18 protein-coding genes are annotated in these 18,177 nt (G+C 72.2%); 9 read left to right on the top strand and 9 right to left on the bottom strand.

What is annotated here, in order from left to right; translation table 11 throughout:
• Positions 1–28: 28 nt before the first annotated feature.
• A complete protein-coding gene (locus ACZ6BB_RS35665) occupies positions 29–1,111 on the top strand; it encodes a hypothetical protein (RefSeq protein WP_471619278.1) in 1,083 nt (360 codons plus the stop codon).
• 16 nt (positions 1,112–1,127) lie between these two features.
• Here the strand turns inward: ACZ6BB_RS35665 and ACZ6BB_RS35670 are convergent, their stop codons facing one another.
• The 3 genes from ACZ6BB_RS35670 to ACZ6BB_RS35680 form a co-directional block, all read right to left on the bottom strand.
• Complete coding sequence (locus ACZ6BB_RS35670; RefSeq protein ID WP_471619279.1) at positions 1,128–2,516, bottom strand: DUF2637 domain-containing protein; 1,389 nt, start codon at positions 2,514–2,516, stop codon at positions 1,128–1,130.
• Positions 2,517–2,661: 145 nt separating this feature from the next.
• Entirely contained in the window at positions 2,662–3,618 is a 957-nt protein-coding gene (locus tag ACZ6BB_RS35675; RefSeq protein WP_471619280.1) for a hypothetical protein, read from the bottom strand.
• Positions 3,619–3,791: 173 nt separating this feature from the next.
• The gene (locus tag ACZ6BB_RS35680) at positions 3,792–4,673 is read right to left on the bottom strand and encodes a DUF3558 domain-containing protein (RefSeq protein ID WP_471619281.1); all 882 of its coding nucleotides are present in this window, start codon (positions 4,671–4,673) and stop codon (positions 3,792–3,794) included.
• A gap of 204 nt (positions 4,674–4,877) precedes the next feature.
• On the opposite strand from ACZ6BB_RS35680, the gene ACZ6BB_RS35685 reads away from it, so the two are divergent.
• Complete coding sequence (locus ACZ6BB_RS35685; protein ID WP_471619282.1) at positions 4,878–6,071, top strand: RtcB family protein; 1,194 nt, start codon at positions 4,878–4,880, stop codon at positions 6,069–6,071.
• 196 nt (positions 6,072–6,267) lie between these two features.
• On the opposite strand, the gene ACZ6BB_RS35690 is transcribed toward ACZ6BB_RS35685, so the two are convergent.
• Entirely contained in the window at positions 6,268–6,711 is a 444-nt protein-coding gene (locus tag ACZ6BB_RS35690) for an ester cyclase (RefSeq protein ID WP_471619283.1), read from the bottom strand.
• Between the two features lie 115 nt (positions 6,712–6,826).
• On the opposite strand from ACZ6BB_RS35690, the gene ACZ6BB_RS35695 reads away from it, so the two are divergent.
• Both ACZ6BB_RS35695 and ACZ6BB_RS35700 read left to right on the top strand, forming a co-directional pair.
• Positions 6,827–7,603, top strand: coding sequence for an SDR family NAD(P)-dependent oxidoreductase (locus ACZ6BB_RS35695; RefSeq protein WP_471619284.1), 777 nt, complete (start codon positions 6,827–6,829; stop codon positions 7,601–7,603).
• Positions 7,603–7,776, top strand: a complete 174-nt coding sequence (locus tag ACZ6BB_RS35700; RefSeq protein ID WP_471619285.1) for a hypothetical protein — start codon at positions 7,603–7,605, stop codon at positions 7,774–7,776. The genes ACZ6BB_RS35695 and ACZ6BB_RS35700 overlap by 1 nt, the downstream gene beginning before the upstream one ends.
• Before the next feature lie 74 nt (positions 7,777–7,850).
• Here ACZ6BB_RS35700 and ACZ6BB_RS35705 read toward each other — a convergent pair whose 3' ends face one another.
• Positions 7,851–8,666, bottom strand: a complete 816-nt coding sequence (locus ACZ6BB_RS35705; RefSeq protein ID WP_471619286.1) for a DUF6597 domain-containing transcriptional factor — start codon at positions 8,664–8,666, stop codon at positions 7,851–7,853.
• 124 nt (positions 8,667–8,790) lie between these two features.
• Between ACZ6BB_RS35705 and ACZ6BB_RS35710 the strand changes: the two genes are divergently transcribed.
• Positions 8,791–9,924 (top strand): LLM class flavin-dependent oxidoreductase, encoded by a 1,134-nt coding sequence (locus ACZ6BB_RS35710; RefSeq protein ID WP_471619388.1) that lies wholly within the window; start codon positions 8,791–8,793, stop codon positions 9,922–9,924.
• Positions 9,921–10,523: a CE1759 family FMN reductase gene (locus tag ACZ6BB_RS35715; RefSeq protein WP_471619287.1), complete on the top strand. Its 603-nt coding sequence runs from the start codon at positions 9,921–9,923 to the stop codon at positions 10,521–10,523. Before ACZ6BB_RS35710 ends, ACZ6BB_RS35715 begins: the two co-directional genes overlap by 4 nt.
• 102 nt (positions 10,524–10,625) lie before the next feature.
• On the opposite strand, the gene ACZ6BB_RS35720 is transcribed toward ACZ6BB_RS35715, so the two are convergent.
• Positions 10,626–11,906 carry a glycosyltransferase family 4 protein gene (locus tag ACZ6BB_RS35720; RefSeq protein ID WP_471619288.1) on the bottom strand — a complete coding sequence of 427 codons (1,281 nt, stop codon included), beginning with the start codon at positions 11,904–11,906 and terminating at the stop codon, positions 10,626–10,628.
• A gap of 290 nt (positions 11,907–12,196) precedes the next feature.
• On the opposite strand from ACZ6BB_RS35720, the gene ACZ6BB_RS35725 reads away from it, so the two are divergent.
• Positions 12,197–12,946: a response regulator transcription factor gene (locus tag ACZ6BB_RS35725; protein WP_471619289.1), complete on the top strand. Its 750-nt coding sequence runs from the start codon at positions 12,197–12,199 to the stop codon at positions 12,944–12,946.
• A gap of 11 nt (positions 12,947–12,957) precedes the next feature.
• Positions 12,958–14,574, top strand: a complete 1,617-nt coding sequence (locus ACZ6BB_RS35730; RefSeq protein ID WP_471619290.1) for a sensor histidine kinase — start codon at positions 12,958–12,960, stop codon at positions 14,572–14,574.
• Positions 14,575–14,809: 235 nt separating this feature from the next.
• Here ACZ6BB_RS35730 and ACZ6BB_RS35735 read toward each other — a convergent pair whose 3' ends face one another.
• The gene (locus tag ACZ6BB_RS35735; RefSeq protein ID WP_471619291.1) at positions 14,810–15,562 is read right to left on the bottom strand and encodes a transglutaminase domain-containing protein; all 753 of its coding nucleotides are present in this window, start codon (positions 15,560–15,562) and stop codon (positions 14,810–14,812) included.
• Between the two features lie 314 nt (positions 15,563–15,876).
• On the opposite strand from ACZ6BB_RS35735, the gene ACZ6BB_RS35740 reads away from it, so the two are divergent.
• Positions 15,877–16,401 carry an ATP-binding protein gene (locus ACZ6BB_RS35740; protein ID WP_471619292.1) on the top strand — a complete coding sequence of 175 codons (525 nt, stop codon included), beginning with the start codon at positions 15,877–15,879 and terminating at the stop codon, positions 16,399–16,401.
• A 19-nt stretch (positions 16,402–16,420) separates the two neighbouring features.
• On the opposite strand, the gene ACZ6BB_RS35745 is transcribed toward ACZ6BB_RS35740, so the two are convergent.
• Positions 16,421–16,816, bottom strand: coding sequence for a TOBE domain-containing protein (locus ACZ6BB_RS35745; RefSeq protein WP_471619293.1), 396 nt, complete (start codon positions 16,814–16,816; stop codon positions 16,421–16,423).
• An 89-nt stretch (positions 16,817–16,905) separates the two neighbouring features.
• Entirely contained in the window at positions 16,906–18,153 is a 1,248-nt protein-coding gene (locus ACZ6BB_RS35750; protein ID WP_471619294.1) for a pyridoxal phosphate-dependent aminotransferase, read from the bottom strand.
• Positions 18,154–18,177 lie beyond the last annotated feature (24 nt).

The following is an 18,177-nucleotide window of genomic DNA, read 5'->3' on the forward strand; positions in this document are numbered from 1 at the left end:
GCTGTGGAGGGTTCGGGGGAGGGGCCTGATGAGGACATTGATCGCGGTCGTGGGCAGCGCGGACGCCACGCGCACGTATCAGCCGCCCGTCGTCGATGTGGAGAAGGTGCCGGGCGCGGCCGAACAGATCGGCAGGGCACTGGCCGAGGAGGGGTGCGACCTCGTCGTCTATTCGAGCGAGGCGCAGTTCGTGGAGGACAGTGTCGTCACCGGCTATCTGTCGCACGGTGACGTCCGGAACGGCTCCATCCATGTCCGCCCGCCGTACGGACAGGGCGAGAGGGACTTTCCGATGCTGCGGGAACGACCCGAGGCATTCGACGTGCGCTTCGAGTCCGGCGACGACTGGGAGGTCAGCTTCTACCGCTCACTGCGCGAGGTGCACGGGGTCATCCTCGTCGGCGGCCACCGGTCGACCCTGGTCACCGGGATGATCTGCCTCGCGTTCGGCGTCCCCGTGTGCCCCGTGGCGTGCTTCGGCGGATCCGGCCGCAAGGTGTGGGACATCATGAACCGCGTTCCCCACGACGCCGTCGCCGAGGAGGTGTCCTCCATGGGCGCCGAGTGGTGCGACGACACGGCGCCCCGTCTGGTGCGGTTGCTGCGCGCCCAGCGACAGCGCCGGGACGCCCGGGAGGACCGGCGGGACCGGGAGCGGCGCGGTGCCGCCTGGCGCGGCGCGCTCGCCATCACCCTCGGGCTGGTGCTGCTCTGTCTCGGGGTGGGCATGATCCCGCTCGTCTACGCGTTCGACGCGAACGCCACCGTCAACCTGACCGCGCTGACCGTGGGAGCCCTCGCCACCGGCACGGCGGGTGCCATCACCCGCAACGCCTTCGATCACGGGGAGCACTGGGCCCGGACGGCGGCCCTGGGGATGTCGGCGGGTGCCGTCTCCTTCCTGCTCTTCGTCTCCGCTCAGCTGGCCGCGTCCCCGGGCATGCTGGCGGGCGAGGGCGCCAGGAGACTGCTGTTCTTCGTGCTGACCGTCGGTTTCGTCTCCGGCTTCACCTTCGACGCCGTGTACGGCCGCCTGAAGCAGACGGAACCCGTCATCGCCCAGCCGCCCCCGTCGCTGCCCCTGCCTCCCGGTCCCCCGCGCGGAGACTGAAGCCGGACCCCAGGCCCTAGGCGATGTGCTCGTCCGTCAGTTCCGCGTTGAGGCGGTTGGAGAATCGGTTCACCATGCGCTTGGCCTCGGCCTCGTCGAGCGTGACGCCGTACGTCGCCTCGATGTCGGCCATGAGCCCGCGCGGGGTGGGCGCTCCGTTCCCGCCCTTGGTGACCTCGCGGAAGACCTGGTAGTAGTCCTCCTCCGTCGGTTCCGGGGAGCCGCCGCCGTCACCCAGCTCGCGCGTGCGGCCGGGGCCGGCCGGGATGGGGAAGCTGCCGGTCTCCTCCGGGGAGGGCTCCTGCGCCCGGAGGTCCTGGCCGTCCGGCTCGGGGGTCTCCAAGCGCTGCTGCCGGTAGCGGGGGTCCCTGGGGTCCGGCTCGAACCGCTGGTACTGCGGGTACTCCGGGTCCTGCCGGTACTGGTCCGGGGCCTGCTCCTCGTACCAGTCCTCGTAGTGTTCCTCGGGGTCGTACGAGGGGTCGTAGCCACCCTGGTAGGGGACCTCCTGGGGGTGGCGGGCGTGCAGCCAGGGGCTCTCGTCGACCGGAGGTTCCTGCTCGGCGTACGCCTGTTCCCGCTGCTCGGCCTGGTCGGGGCGCTGTCCGGCGGGAGCGCTCTCCAGCTGGGGGCGCTGCTCGGCCGCGGAGGCCGCCGTGTCCGTACGGGCCGCGCCGGGGCGGACACCCGAGGCCGGGGCGATCTCCGCCGGAGGCAGCACCGCGGGCTCTATGCCCGCCGCCGCCAGGCCCGCCGGGGCCGTTTCCGCCAGGGGGACGCCGTAGCGCGCGAGGCGCAACGGCATCAGGGACTCCACCGGGGCCTTGCGGCGCCAGGCCCGGCCGAAGCGGGAGCGCAGGCGGGCCTGGTAGACGAGACGTTCCTGCTCCAGCTTGATGACCTGCTCGTAGGAGCGCAGCTCCCAGAGCTTCATACGGCGCCAGAGAAGGAACGTCGGCACGGGGGAGAGCAGCCACCGGGTGAGGCGGACGCCCTCCATGTGCTTGTCGGCGGTGATGTCGGCGATCCGGCCGACCGCGTGCCGGGCCGCCTCGACCGAGACGACGAACAGGATCGGGATCACCGAGTGCATGCCCACGCCCAGCGGGTCCGGCCAGGCCGCCGCGCCGTTGAACGCGATCGTCGCCGCCGTCAGCAGCCACGCCGTCTGGCGCAGCAGGGGGAAGGGGATGCGGATCCAGGTCAGCAGGAGGTCCAGGGCCAGCAGGACGCAGATGCCCGCGTCGATGCCGATCGGGAAGACGTAGCTGAAGTTGCCGAAGCCCTTCTGGAGGGCCAGCTCACGCACCGCCGCGTAGGAACCCGCGAAGCCGATCCCGGCGATGATGACGGCGCCGAACACGACCACGCCTATGAGAACGCGGTGCATTCGAGTCAGCTGCATTGGCGCGGCCACCCGTACTCCCCTCCCCTTGCGTGTTGTTGCGCGCAACAGAGTGGCACATGTGTACGGCGGACGAGCGGGCGGAGGCCACCGAGCCCGGCCCCCGCGGGGACCGGGCTCGGGTGAAAGCGCAGGTGGCGGGAGGCTATGACGAGGTCTTCCGGCTGCCGGACCTGGACGAACCCGAGTCCGAATCGGAATCCGAGCCACCGCCCGCGTCGGAGCTGACGTCCGCGCCGGAACCACCGGACGACGACGACTTCGTCTCCTTCTCCGACGGCTTCGTCGCCTTGTCCGAGGGCTTGTCGGAGGCGCCCTTCGACGGCTTCCCGGAAGCGCTCTGCGACGGGGACGCCGACGCGTCCGTACCGTCGTTCGCGTCCTCGATGGCCTTCACGGCCTCCTCGGCGGCGGACTTCGCGGACTTCAGCAGCCCGGCCGCGTCCGGGGTCTTGTCACCGGCCAGACCGGCGCCGTTGTAGTCGAGCGTGATGACCACGTTCGCCGTGCGCACCACGATCGTCTGCTGCTTGAAGGTGTCGCCGTCCTTCTTCAGCTCGTACTTGACCACCGTCGCCTGGTCGCCCGTGCCCGTCAGCGGCTCCGTCTTGACGTTCTTCGCGCCGTCCACGGCCTTCGCCGCGGTCACCTTCGACTCGTACGCCTTGGCCGCGCGGTCCTCACCGGGGCCGTTCGCCTCGTCCGAGGCCAGCAGATGCAGCGACACGCTCAGCCAGCGGTACTGGGAGCCGTCCACGCCGTTGTTGTCGAGGCTGATCCAGCGGCAGTCGCCGGTCACGTTCTCCTCGGCCTTGTTGATGGCCTTGCCCGACTTCACACCCTTCGGGACCACCGACTTCAGCGTCTTGTCGGAGAACACCTCGCAGGCGTCCGGCAGCGACGCGTACTTCCCCGCGACCACCTCGGGCGTGGCGCTCTCCGGCGCCGACCGGTCCGCTCCCACCGGCGTCCTGTCACCGGAGGCGCTGTCCGAGCCGGAGTCCGACGAACAGCCGACCGCCAGCAGCATCACCGGCACGACCGCCGCGCCGACGAGAACCCGGGCCCGGCCCGGACCCCCGAGGTGCCCGACGCGCGTCATCCGCGGCGAACGCGCGACGCGCGGCGACTGATGCTGATCTGACTCTGCGGCTCGTTGCATGGTTCCTTCACAATCGGATCGGGTCTCCGAGAGGCCACCGTACGCGGTGAAGAAGAAGTGCGGTTCTGATTCAGGTGGTTCACGCGAGCGCCCGAATCGCCCCCGAGAGTCCCTCAGTCGTCGAACGCGGCGGCCAGCCGGTCCGCCAGATTCCGGGCCCTGTCCTGCATTTCCTCACTGTCCGGCACCACCGTCGTGGTCGCCGGCTGCTCCTCGTACTCCACGGTCACGATCACGTTCGACGTGCGGAAGACCACAGTCACCGTCCGCTGCTTGCTCGTCCCGAGCCGGTCGTCGAGGAACGCCTCGTCGCCCAGGCCGTCGAGCGTGCGGGGCTGCAGGGAGGCGGGGGTGCCGGACGGGGAGGGAGAGGAGGAACCGGAGGAGGTGGAGGAGCCGGAGCCGGAGGAGCCGGAGGGGGATGCCGCGCGCGACGCGGAGACGGTGGGACGCGCCGACGGTTCGGCGGTGCTCGCACCCGTCTCCGACGGCTCGTCGGTCTCCTCGTCCGTCGCCCCGGTCTCCTCCTCGGAGTCGCTCGGCGCCGGCTCCGGGAGGTCGGCCGCCTCGACCTTGCCGCCGTACACCTCCTGCGCCTTGCTGTCGTCGCTGACGGCGTTGCCCCAGGACACGACGCGCTCGAAGCGGACGAGCAGATAGTCGGTGGCGTCCGGGGACTCCACCTTCCAGCGGCAGCCGGCGTTGCGGTCCGTGTCGTACGTCTGTGTGGCCTCGCCCGCGTACGCCTGCTTGCGCTGGGTCGCGCCGGGGAGTTGCCTGATGCCGGGCAGGAGGAGGTCGAGGGTGCTCTCGTCGATCGAGCCGCAGGGTTCGGGCAGCGTGTCGTAGCGGCCGGGCTGGGCGACGGTGGCGGTCGTGGTGGGGTCGCCCGGGCGTGGGTCGTCCTTGGAACCCTCGTCGCCCGAACCCGTGCACGCGGCCAGCAGTGCCGCGAGGAGCACGGCGACGCCGGGTACGTACGCCTTCCGCTGCACGGTGGGGCTCCTCTCGACGGGGTCCCTCGGGACGCCTGCGCTGTCCTGCCTGTGGTTATTGACTTGCCGCCCAGGGGTGACCCCCGGGCACCATGTGTATCGCACGCACTGCCGTGGACGCCGGTCCGGCATCCCTTTTCACCGCCCTTGGCGCCGGTTTTGCGTTCTGAGACTTTCATCTGTTTTCGGGGGAATGAGGGCGTTATGTCGTACGTCGAGATACCGGGCGCGAAGGTACCCATCCGTATGTGGGCCGACCCCGCGTCGGTCGAGGAGGGCGCCCTGCAGCAGCTCCGCAACGTCGCCACCCTCCCCTGGATCGAGGGCCTGGCCGTCATGCCGGACGTCCACTACGGCAAGGGCGCGACGGTCGGGTCCGTCATCGCGATGCGGGGAGCCGTCTGTCCGGCCGCGGTGGGGGTCGACATCGGCTGCGGAATGTCAGCGGTGAAGACGTCCCTGACGGCCAACGACCTGCCCGGCGACCTCTCCCGGCTGCGCTCGAAGATCGAGCAGGCGATCCCGGTGGGCCGGGGGATGCACGACGACCCCGTCGATCCGGGCGGGCTGCACGGGTTCGCGGCCGCCGGGTGGGACGGCTTCTGGGAGCGGTTCGACGGGGTGGCGGACGCGGTCAGGTTCCGTCAGGACCGGGCCGGAAAGCAGATGGGGACGCTCGGCGGAGGCAATCACTTTGTCGAAGTCTGCACGGATTCGACCGGTTCTGTCTGGCTGATGCTGCACTCCGGCTCCCGGAACATCGGCAAGGAGCTGGCGGAGCATCACATCGGCATCGCCCAGAAACTCCCGCACAACCAGGGCCTGGTCGACCGCGACCTCGCCGTCTTCGTCGCGGACACCCCGCAGATGGCGGCCTACCGCAACGACCTGTTCTGGGCGCAGGAGTACGCGAAGTACAACCGCTCGATCATGATGGCGCTCCTCAAGGACGTCGTCCGCAAGGAGTTCAGAAAGGCGAAGCCGGTCTTCGAGCCCGAGATCAGCGCCCACCACAACTACGTGGCCGAGGAGCGCTACGACGGCATGGACCTTCTGGTGACCCGTAAGGGCGCGATCCGGGCGGGTTCCGGGGAATACGGGATCATCCCCGGCTCGATGGGCACCGGTTCGTACATCGTGAAGGGCCTCGGCAACGAGAAGTCCTTCAACTCGGCCTCGCACGGCGCCGGTCGGCGGATGAGCCGGACGGCGGCGAAGCGGCGCTTCTCGACCAAGGACCTGGAGGAGCAGACGCGGGGCGTGGAGTGCCGCAAGGACTCCGGTGTCGTGGACGAGATCCCGGGCGCCTACAAGCCGATCGAGCAGGTCATCGACCAGCAGCGGGACCTGGTGCAGGTGGTGGCGAAGCTGAAGCAGGTCGTGTGCGTGAAGGGCTGAGCCCGCACCGCGTACGGCCGCACCGCGTACGGCGGGGTCCTCGTGGCCGGGCAGGTCGTTGCGGTCGCGTGGGGCACGGGCATGCTTGGGCGGCTGCCGGCCCGGCCGCCGGGACATGGCGGGCGGGCCGGTCCGCCTCGCGGGCAGGGGCGTGATCGGGTGGGGGCCGCGCGGCGGGTGGCGGCGGCTGTCGGCCCTACGACGGCTGCGCCAGTTCGTCCGACAGCAGGCCGAGCTGGTTCAGGAAGTCCATCTGGTCGAAGTAGAGCCGGTAGCTGGTGATCTGCCCGTCGTGGACGGTGGCGAGGTCCACGCCGAGAATCCGGATGTTCCGCTGGGTCGCGGGGATCGACGTTCCGTCGGGGAACTCCAGCGGGCCGGTGTTCCTGCCGCTGTAGATCCCCTCGTCGATGGCGGTGTCGCCGACCTCGAACGACGAGAGCGACTCGAAGGTGGCCTCGGGCACGGCGTCCGTCATCTGGCGCCAGTACTCGGCGATGTCGTCCCGTCCGTGGATCTCGCCGCCGTCGGGGGTGTGGGCGACCGCGTCCTCCGCGAAGAGGTTCGCGATGGTCTTGGGGTCCTGGTGTGTGGTGAGCGCCTCGGTGAGCTGGTCCATCAGCTCGCGCGCCTGTCCCATGATCCACCTCCTGTGCAGGGGATCACCCGTCTCATTGTCTCACCGCGCGCCTATCCTGGCTTCGCGGATCGCCGTTCGATTCGTCCACCCGCGCACACACGCTCAGGAGCAGCTCATGGCCACCGCCGTACCGTCCGCCGCCTCCCGCATCGCCGTCGTTACCGGTGCGAGCGGCGGGATCGGCGCCGCCACGGCCCGGCAGCTCGCCGCCGCGGGGTACCGCGTGGTGCTGACCGCGCGCCGCAAGGACCGGATCGAGGCGCTGGCCGAGGAGATCAACGACGGGGGCGGGCAGGCCACCGCGTACCCCCTGGACGTCACGGACCGCGCGGCGGTCGACGAGTTCGCGACCGCGTTCAAGACGATCGGTGTACTGGTCAACAACGCGGGCGGCGCGCTCGGCGCCGACCCGGTGGCCACCGGCGACCCGGCCGTCTGGCGCGCGATGTACGAGACGAACGTCATCGGCGCGCTCCACGTCACCCAGGCCCTGCTGCCCGCGCTGACCGCGAGCGGTGACGGCACGGTGGTCGTGGTGTCGTCGACGGCCGGGCACGGGACGTACGAGGGGGGCGGGGGCTATGTCGCCGCCAAGCACGGCGCGCACGTCCTCGCCGAGACGCTGCGGCTGGAGATCGTCGGCACGCCGGTCCGGGTCATCGAGATCGCGCCCGGCATGGTGAAGACGGACGAGTTCGCCCTGACCCGCTTCGGCGGCGACGCGCAGAAGGCGGCGCGTGTCTACGAGGGTGTCGCGGAGCCCCTGACCGCCGACGACGTCGCCGACACGATCACCTGGGCGGTCACCCGGCCCAGCCACGTCAACGTCGACCTGCTCGTCCTGCGCCCCCGCGCCCAGGCATCCAACACCAAGGTCCACCGGGAGCTGTGATGCCGACCGGCGGAGCCCCGGCTCCCGACGACGGGGAGCTGACGCCGGAGAAGCGCCGGCTCGCCCAGGAGAAGAGGGACGAGCGGTACGTGTGGTGGTACCTCGCGTACTTCCTCTTCGGCATCCACCTGGTCGCCTTCGTGATGATCTACGCGGTCATGCACGCGAAGTAACCGCTGCCCGTTTGCCTGCCGCCTGCCGCCTGCCGCCTGCCGCCTGCCGCCTGCCGCCTGCCGCCTGCCGGCGGTCAGGCCGGGGACACCGCGTCCGCGTACGCCGTCGGCGGCACCCCGACCGTCGCCGTGAAGTCGCGGACGAGATGGGCCTGGTCGGCGTACCCGAGGTCGGCGGCGAGGGCGGCCCAGTCGACGGCCCGGTCGGTCTCGGCGCGTTCCAGGGCCTCGTGGATGCGGTAGCGGAGGATGACCCACTTGGGGCCGACGCCCACGTACGCGGAGAACAGGCGCTGCAGGAGTCGCACGGACAGGCCCTCGGCGCGGGCGAAGTCGGTGACGCGGCGGATCGTGCGGTCGGTGCGGATACGGTCGACGAGGGCCATGGCGAGGTCCGCCTGGGGGTCGGGGTCCGGGGCCAGACTCGTCAGGAAGGCGTCGAGGGCGGCCACGCGGGCGTCCTCGTCGTCGGGGCCGAGAACCGCGGCCGGGGAGATGCCGTGGCCCGGGAACGCCTCGGGGTGGCGTACGCGGCGGCCGGTCCAGTGGGTCGCGGGGTGGGACGGGGTGAAGGGGCGGAAGCCGCCGGGGCGGAACTGGACGCCGCAGACCCGGCCCCGGCCCTCCAGCTTCTGGGTGAAGAGACCGAGGCCGATGCCGGAGATCTCGGCGAAGGGCTCCTGGCCCTCGTGGCGCTGGAAGACGACGTTCACCGAGGGGTGCGGGACGACCTGGGAGACGTACGGCTCGGGCAGGTCCCAGTCGATCAGCCAGTAGTGCTCCAGATACGGGCGCAGCGGCTCGGCGGGTTCGCGGCGGCGGAAGCGGACCCGGGCGAAGAGTTCCCCGGCGTCGACGATGCCTCGGGTGTCACGGCGTGGGGCGGCCATGAGGAGATCGTAGGGACGGCCACTGACAGTGCCCGGGTCCGAAGAAGGAGAGGAATAGTGGAGAGGGGGCCTTCGTTCACGGGTATAGTTGAATCGTAAACAACCTGGGAGGGTGGCAGCGATGATGCAGTTCGGGATCTTCAGTGTCGGAGACGTGACTCCGGACCCCACCACGGGCCGGACGCCGACCGAGCGCGAGCGCATCAAGGCGATGGTCGAGATCGCGCTGAAGGCGGAGGAGGTCGGGCTCGACGTCTTCGCCACCGGCGAGCACCACAACCCGCCGTTCGTGCCGTCGTCGCCCACGACCATGCTCGGCTACATCGCCGCACGCACGGAGAAGCTCGTCCTCTCCACCTCCACCACCCTCATCACCACCAACGACCCGGTGAAGATCGCCGAGGACTTCGCGATGCTCCAGCACCTGGCCGACGGCCGGGTGGACCTGATGATGGGGCGTGGCAACACCGGACCCGTCTACCCGTGGTTCGGGCAGGACATCCGGCAGGGCATCAACCTCGCCGTCGAGAACTACGCGCTGCTGCGCCGCCTGTGGCGCGAGAACGTCGTGAACTGGGAGGGCAAGTTCCGCACCCCGCTGCAGGGGTTCACCTCCACGCCCCGCCCGCTGGACGACGTGCCGCCGTTCGTCTGGCACGGCTCGATCCGCTCGCCCGAGATCGCCGAGCAGGCCGCCTTCTACGGTGACGGCTTCTTCCACAACAACATCTTCTGGCCGGCCGACCACACCAAGCGGATGGTCGAGCTGTACCGGCAGCGGTACGCCCACTACGGGCACGGCACGCCCGAACAGGCGATCGTGGGACTCGGCGGCCAGGTGTTCATGCGGAAGAACTCGCAGGACGCGGTACGGGAGTTCCGGCCGTACTTCGACGTCGCGCCGGTGTACGGCAACGGGCCGTCGCTGGAGGACTTCACCGACCAGACACCGCTGACCGTCGGGTCGCCGCAGCAGGTGATCGAGAAGACGCTGGCCTTCCGGGAGTACGCCGGTGACTACCAGCGGCAGCTGTTCCTGATCGACCACGCGGGGCTGCCCCTGAAGACCGTCCTGGAACAGCTCGATCTGCTCGGCGAGGAGGTCGTGCCGGTGCTGCGCGCGGAGTTCGCGAAGGGACGGCCGGCGGAGGTGCCGGACGCGCCGACGCACGCGTCGCTGCTGGCCGCGGCCGGGAAGGACACGGGGAAGTCGGGCGTGGAGGCGAAGGGCACGGAGAAGAAGGAGAGCGTGGCATGAAACTGGTCGTCGTCTCCGCGGGGCTGAGCGTGCCGTCGTCCACCCGGCTGCTGGGGGACCGGCTGGCCGCGGCGGTCGTCGGGCAGGACTCCTCGGTGGAGGTCCAGGTCGTCGAACTGCGCGACCTGGCCGTGGAGATCGCCCATCACCTCACCAACGGGTTCCCGGGCCGGAAGCTCGCCGCCGCGCTGGACGCGGTGGCGGGGGCCGACGGGCTGGTCGTGGTGACGCCGGTGTTCTCCGCCTCGTACAGTGGCCTGTTCAAGTCCTTCTTCGACGTGCTCGACCGCGACGCGCTGGCGGGGAAACCGGTGCTGGTCGCCGCCACCGGCGGGTCGGCCCGGCACTCGCTGGTGCTGGAGCACGCGATGCGGCCGCTGTTCGCGTATCTGCGGGCCGTGGTGGTGCCCACGGCGGTGTACGCCGCCTCCGAGGACTGGGGGGCGGAGGGGCTGGCCGGGCGGATCGAGCGGGCGGCGGCGGAGCTGACCGGATTGATGGGCGGGCTGTCCCGGCAGGCGGCCGCCGCACCGCCGGCCGAACCGGAGGGGCTGACCGTCGTTCCCTTCGCGGAACGGTTGGCGGCGCTGCGGGGCTGAGCGACGCCGGTGGCCGCCCGTGTGCCGAGGGCTCCAGGCCGCGTGTTGTCTCAAGCCGCGTGCTGCGTCAGGCTGCGTGCTGTCTCAAGCCGTGTGCCTGCGTCAGGCCGCGTGCTGTTTCTGGCCGCCCGCGCAGGTCCCCGCGCCCCTGAAGTACGCCGGAGCCGTCCTCTTCCAGGAGCGCAGCCCCCGGCCCAGCCAGGCCCGCGCCCGCGTCGCCCCCCGTTCCCAGGTGCGGTGGACCCTTGTCTCGCGCAGCTCGGCGAACAGGCGCTCGTACTCGGCGACGATCGGCGCCGGGTCGTAGCGGTGGGCGCTCGCGAGGGCGGCCCGGCCCATGGCGCGGCGCAGGTCCCCGTCGGCGGTGAGGTCCAGGAGGGCCTCGGCGAGGGCGTGGGCGTCGTCGACCGGGACGAGGCGGCCGTCGACGCCGTCGGTGATGATCTCGGCGGGGCCGAGCGGGCAGTCCGTGCTGACGACGGGCACGCCGCAGCGCATGGCCTCGACGAGGGTCATCCCGAACGACTCGGCGTCCGAGGCGCTGACGACGATCGACGCGCGGGCGAACTCCTCCTCGATCGGGGTGTGCGGGCCCATCAGATGGGCCCGGTCGGTGAGGCGGAGGTCCTCGACGAGGGCCTCCAGTCGGCCCCTCTGCTTGCCGCCGCCGTAGATGCGCAGCTGCCAGTCCGGCTCCTTCGCGGCGACCTTCGCGAACGCCTCCAGCAGGAGGTCGAACCGTTTGCCGCGGGCCAGCCGGCCGGCGGCCGCGATGACGGGAGCCGTGCCGTCCGACGGCGCGACCGAGGCCGGCGGGACGATGTTGGGCACCGACATCACCCGTACGCCCGGCAGTTTCATCCGCGCGCGGTACACGGCCGCGTCCGCCGCCGTGGTCGTGACGACCGCGTCCAGGGCGCGGTAGTGGCGGGCGAGGACCTTGCGCAGCTGCTTGCCGTGGGCGTCGTGGCGCAGGTGCTCCTGGCCGATGCGCAGCGCGCGGCGGGGGGCGAACCGGGAGGCGTAGACGTTGATGCCGGGGCGGGTGCCGATGACCACGTCCGCGCCGCAGCGGGCCAGATAGGCGCGGACCCGGTGGTCGGTGAGACGGCTGTACTGGCGGTGCCGCTTGTCCGCCGCGGGGAAGTCCACGGCGGGCTGCACCTGTGCCGGATCGCGCAGGTCGGGGCTGTAGGGGCGGATGTCCACCAGGGGGACGAGCGTGACCCGCGGGTCGACCGTGAAGCGTGGTTCGTCCAGGTGACGGGCCATCGAGGCGATCTCCACGTCATGGTGGTCCGCGAGCGCCGACGCCAGGTTCAGCGTCGTACGGACGGTGCCGCCGATGGCGTACGCGTTGTGCAGCAGGAAAACGATCTTCATGCGGCGGCTCAAGGCCCTGCCTTCCCGACGGTGAGGGGTGCGATGGCGCGATTGTGCGAAGATGGCACGGTTGTCCGATTGTGTTGCTTGTGATGATGATTCAGCTGCTTCGGACCCTTTGTACTCCATCTGTTCGCTCCGGCCGGGTTCCCGTGCGGACGGGTGTCACACGGACACGCTGCTCCGGAGGGGTAGGCCGGGCGCGCGGTCGGGGTGAGAGGCCGGTAAGAAGGGCCGTCCGGCGACCCTGGCGAGGTGGTGGGCGCCGGTGACCTTGGCAGACTGGTGGGGTGCCCCAGAACGTGCTGCTAGCCGAGGACGACCGCGCCATCCGCCATGCCCTGGAACGCGCGCTGACCCTGGAGGGGTACGAGGTCACGGCGGTCGCCGACGGCGTCGAGGCGCTCGCCCAGGCCCACCGCACCCGGCCCGACGTGCTCGTGCTGGACGTGATGATGCCCGGCATAGACGGGCTCCAGGTCTGCCGTGTGCTGCGCGCGGAGGGCGACCGGACACCGATCCTGATGCTCACCGCGCTCGTGGAGACCGCCGACCGGATCGCCGGTCTCGACGCCGGCGCGGACGACTACGTCGTCAAACCGTTCGACGTGGAGGAGGTGTTCGCGCGGCTGCGCGCGCTGCTGCGGCGCACGGGCACCGCGGACGGCTTCGCCCGGCCCCTCCCGCCGCCGGCCGGCGCGCCGGCCTCCACCGTCGGGGCCGCGGCCCCGGACGCCGGCGGGCTGCTCACGGCCGCCGGGCTGCGGATGGACGTGCAGGCGCGGCGGGCCTGGCGCGGGACGCGCGAACTGGAGCTGACCCGGACCGAGTTCGACCTCCTCGAACTCCTCGTCCGCAACGCGGGCATCGTCCTCGACCACGCGACCATCTACGACCGCATCTGGGGCTACGACTTCGGGCCCGGCTCCAAGAACCTCGCCGTCTACGTCGGTTACCTGCGCCGCAAGCTCGACGAGCCGGGCGCGCCGGCGCTGATCCACACCGTGCGGGGTGTGGGGTACGCGCTGCGGGAAGACTGAGGCGGCGCCCGGTGCCGCCGCGTCCCGTGCGGGCACTGTCCCGGCTGCTCTCCCGGCTGCGGCCGGTCCCCTCGCTGCGGGCCACGTTCACCGTGTCGTTCGTGGCGGTGGCGTGTGTCGTCACCGTCCTCGTCGGGATCCTCAGCTACAGCGCGGCGGCGCGGCTGGTGCGGGTCGACGAGCAGACCGTGTTCGCCGAGGTCGTGCGTGATCTGCGGGAGCTGGTCGAGCAGGACCGGCTGACCCCGGAGGACTTCGCGCCGAGCGGCAGCGGCGGCCCGCGCGACGACCTGATCCGCTCCGGCCGCACGGACGTCCAGGTGCTCGGCCCGCACGGGGAGATCCTGGAGAAGGGCGCCCCCGGCCTGCCCGTACGGGACGCGGACCGCCACACCGCCGACGCGGCCCTGCCCGGGGTGATGGTCGAGCACGGCGAGGTCGAGGTCGGCGACGACCGCTACCGGGTGGTGACCGTCGCGCTGGGCGGCGGCCGGGGTGCCGTGCAGGTCGCGCAGGAGTTCAGCGACACCGAGGACCTGCTGCGGGAGCTGCAGCAGCGGACCCTGCTGTTCGTGTCCGGCATCGTCATCTCCGCCGGGCTGTTCGGCTGGTGGCTGGCCCGGCGGCAGACCCGGCGGCTCGTGCAGCTGGCGGGGGCGGCGGAGGACGTGGCCCGCACGGGGCAGCTGGGCATCCAGGTGCCGGTCGCGGGCCGGGACGAGGTGGGGCGGCTCGGCCGGTCCTTCGACCGCATGCTGGTCCGCCTCGCGCAGTCGGAGGAGGATCAGCGGCGACTGGTCCAGGACGCGGGGCATGAGCTGCGCACTCCCCTCACGTCCCTGCGTACGAACATCTCGCTGCTCCGGCGTATCGACGAGCTGCCGCCCCGCGTGCGCGCGGAACTCGTCGACGACCTCTCCCAGGAGGCGCTCGAACTGACCGACCTGGTGAACGAGTTGGTGGACCTCGCGGCCGGGCAGTCCAGCACCGAGCCCGTGCAGCGGGTCGAACTGGCCGACCTCGCCGAGGAGGTCGCGGGGACCGCCCGCCGCCGTACCGGCCGCGAGGTCGTCGTCCGCGTGGCCGGTGACACGACCGTCGAGGGACGGGCGGGGGCTCTCCAGCGGGCCATCTCCAACCTGGTGGAGAACGCGGCGAAGTTCGATCGCGAGGGGTCCGGCGCGATCGTGGTGGTCGTGGCGCGGGGTTCGGCGGGAAGCCTGGGGGAGCTGGGCGGCCTGGAGGAGCTGGGGCAGCGGGGGGAGCCGGGGCCGGGGAGCTTCGGTGAGCCGGGTGGCGCGCGGGAATCAGGCGGCGCGCGAGAAGCGAGCGGTGCGCGTGCGTCGAGCGGTGGGCGTGATGTGGGCGGCGCGCGGGAAGCGGGTGGCGGCTCGGAAGTCGTCCGCGTCGAGGTCCTCGACCGGGGGCCGGGCGTCCCGGACTGCGACCTCGAACGCATCTTCGACCGCTTCTATCGGGCCCCGGACGCCCGCAGCCTGCCCGGGTCCGGGCTCGGACTGTCGATCGTGCGCGCGGTGGCGGCCGCCCACGGCGGCGCGCCGTTCGCGTTCCGGCGGGAGGGCGGGGGGCTGGTGACCGGGTTCACGGTGCGGGGCGTGGGCGGGTGACCGGGTTCACGGCGCGGCGGGACGAGGGCGTGCCTGTGCAGCGGGCGGAGGTCCGGGGGGCGGGGGCGGCGGCCGTGGGGCTGGTGTCCGGGTCGGTCGTCTCGCCTCCTGGGCGATCCGGGTGGCGTGACCGTGGTGCCCAGGGGCGTCTGAAGTGAGGAAAGTGTGAGGGAGGTGGCCGTTCCCTGACCGGGGCGGGTGCGGGGCGGCCTCCCGGGACGCCGTCCGCACTCCGTCAGGCGGTCGGGCGGGCCGCTCCCGCGCTCCAGCGGCCGAGCACCGGCTCGCCGAGGGTGCGGGCCGTCCGGCACAGGGTCTGGCCGTGCCGGGCGAAGAGTTCGTCGCGGTCGTCGAAGTGACCGAGGTCGGCGACCACCTGGGCGGAGAGGTCGCAGGCCGCGCCGGGGGCCGTACCGCAGGCGTCCCACCGGACGCCGGTACGGGCGATCGCGTCGAAGAGGGTCTCGCCGCCCTTGTTGGAGAAGCCGTCGCCGCCCCGGGCGGGGGCGTCGAAGAGGTCGCCGATCGGGAGCCACGCACCACTGATCCTGAACTCCGGCCAGGCCAGCAGCACCTGCTCCGGCACGAACGGCTTCAACCTGGGGAACCTCGGATACCAGAAGGTGCCGTCCACCAGCAGCCCGCGCACCCGCGTCCGTACGCGCACGGCCCGGGCGACCGCCTCCAGCGCGGCCATCCGCTGACTGCACGAGCCGCGCCGCAGCCGCAGGGTCCGCGACACGCGCCGACGGTCCTCCACCGAGTACACCGGGCGCACGTCCCGCGCGATGATCCGGTGCGCGGTCCGCAGCGCGTCACGCGGCGTCGCCTCGCTCAGCACCCGGCGCGCGAGCACCCCGACCAGCGGGTCGTCGTGGTCCAGGATCGCCGTGGCCCGCGTGGACCCGGCCACACCCGCCGATTCCCGGACCGGGGCCCCGGCCCGCCCGGCCTGTTCCCTGTACGACATGAGCAGCCGACTGGTCATGACAGTTCCGTCCCCGTACCCGTTGCGTTCCCGCTCCCCGCGGGGAGCGCCGCCCGTCCCCTACGGGCGCCCGCCGCCCATCATCACACGGCGTCCCGGCCGGACCGCGGGCCGCTCGCGGCGAGGGCCGGACCGTGGCGCCCCCGCCCGGGCGGCCCCGCTTTCGTAGTACTTCCACCGACCCCATTGCGGCGGCGCGAACACGCCGACTACGGTCGATCCTGCGCTCACGGAGAGTGCTCATCTGGTTACTCGCGCGCATCCGCCCGCACCCGGCGCCGTACTCAGACTCCATCCCCTGGAGTTGATCACCCATGACCGAAACCGCCCATGGCCCCGCGGCCCCGCTCGCGGGCCTCGCCCCCTGGCTCTCACCCGCGACGACGACGTACACCCTCTCCTGTCCGTCCCTCGACACCTCCCCGCACATCGCCCGCGACTTCGTCGCCTCCGTCCTGCGCGCCCTCGGCCTCGACGCCCTCGTCGACGCGGCGGCCCTGTGCACCTCCGAGCTGGTCACGAACGCCTGTGTGCACGCCAAGGGCGGAGGGTCGGTGCTCCGGCTGGCGGTCGAGTCCTTCCGGGTCCGGGTGATCGTCTACGACGGCGACGAGAACCCGCCGGTCATGAGGGAGCCGACCGCGGGCGGCTGGGAGGAGGGGGGCCGCGGCCTCCACCTCGTGGACGCCCTCACCGAGGGCCACTGGGGAACCTCCCGGGGCGACGGCCGCTTCCAACCCGACGGCAAGGCGGTGTGGTTCGACCTGCACACGCCCGGCGGCCGGTACGAGCGGTGCCCCGGGGAGGACGGCCGGGCGGCCGCGCCGGGCATGTGGTGAGGCCGCCCGGGAGGCCCGTTCAGGCGCGGTCGATGTGCACGTTGGTCGACTTCACGCGGGCCGTGGCCTCCATGCCGACCTCCAGGCCCAGTTCCTCCACCGCCTCCCGGGTGAGCAGGGACACCAGGCGGTGCGGGCCCGCCTGGATCTCGACCTGGGCCGCCACGTCACCGAGTTTCACGGCGGTGACGATGCCGGGGAAGGCGTTGCGGGCCGATGTGTACGGGGCGTCGGCCTCGTCGGCGGGGTCCGAGGCCAGCTCCACGGAGAAGGCGGCGAGGTCCGTGCCGTCGATGAGCCGGCGGCCGTTCTCGTCACGGCGGGTCGCCACCCGGCCCGCGTCCGCCCACCGCCGGGCGGTGTCGGGGCTGACCCCGAGCAGCCGCGCGGCCTGACCGATTGTGTAGGACTGCATGGCGCCAAGATATGCGCCGTCGGCGGCCCGCTCGGCCCCGCCACCGACGGACCGGCCGGCGCCGCCGACGGGACGGCCGACACCACCGGTCACCGCAGGGTCGTCAGGAACTTCCCCAGCCGGGCGATGCCCTCGCGCAGCTCGTCCGCCGAGGCCGCGTACGAGAGGCGGACGTGGGTGTCGGCGGTGTGCGTGCCGAAGTCCCGGCCGGGCGTCAGCGCGACGTGCGCCTCCCGCAGCGCCCGCTCGCAGAACTCCCAGGACGTCAGGCCGGTCCCGCCGACGTCGAAGTAGACGTAGAACGCCCCGTCGGGCGGCACCGGGACCGGCAGCCCGATCCGCGCCAGCCCGTCCAGCACGAGCGCGCGCCGCTCACCGAACTCCACCCGGCGGGCCTCGCAGACCGCCAGCGACTCGGGGGTGAAACAGGCGAGGGCCGCGTGCTGGGCGGGGGCGGAGGCGCAGAGGAAGTAGTTCTGGGCGAGGCGTTCCAGCGCCGGTACGAGGGCCTCGGGGACGACGCACCAGCCGAGCCGCCAGCCGGTCATGCCGAAGTACTTCGAGAAGCTGTTGATCACGACCGCCCCGGGGTCGTACGACAGCGCGCTGCGCGGCGGCCGGCCCCGCTCGTCGTGGTCGCCGAGGTCGAGGTAGATCTCGTCGACGAGACGCCACGCGTCGCGCTCGCGGGCGAGGTCGCACAGCGCCGCCAGCTCGCCGGCGGGGACGGAGGTGCCGGTGGGGTTGGAGGGGGTGGCGACCATCACACCGCGCGTACGGTCCGTCCAGTGCGCCCGCACCGCCGCCGCGTCCAGCTGGAACCGGCTCGCGGCGGTGGTGGGCACGAGGGTGACCTCGGCGCCGAAGCTCTCGACGATCTGGCGGTTGCACGGGTAGGAGGGGTCACCGATGAGCACCTCGTCACCCGGGTCGACGAGCGCGGCGGTGGCCAGGACGAGCGCGGCCGAGGCGCCGGCCGTGACGACGACCCGGCCCGGGTCGACCTCGACGCCGTGCCGGTCGGCGTAGAACCCGGCGATGGCCTCCCGCAGCGCCGGCAGCCCGAGCGCCGCCGTGTACGTCATCGGCCGCCCGTCCATGACCTCCCGCATCGCCGCCACGACGGCCGGGGGAGCGCCGAAGTCCGGTTCCCCGAGGCTGAGTTTGACGACGTCATGGCCCTGCGCGGTCAGTGAGGCGGCCTGCTTGGCGAACTCCATGGCGTAGAAGGGGGCGACGGCCCGGGCCCGCCGCGAGACCCGCACGCCGCCGGTGTCCCCTGAACCACCCGTACCGCTCACATCACTCATGCCGCTCACGTCGTTCACATCACTCATGCCGCTCATGCTGCGGCCCCGAGG

It is taken from the genome of Streptomyces sp. NPDC041108 (assembly GCF_055592645.1).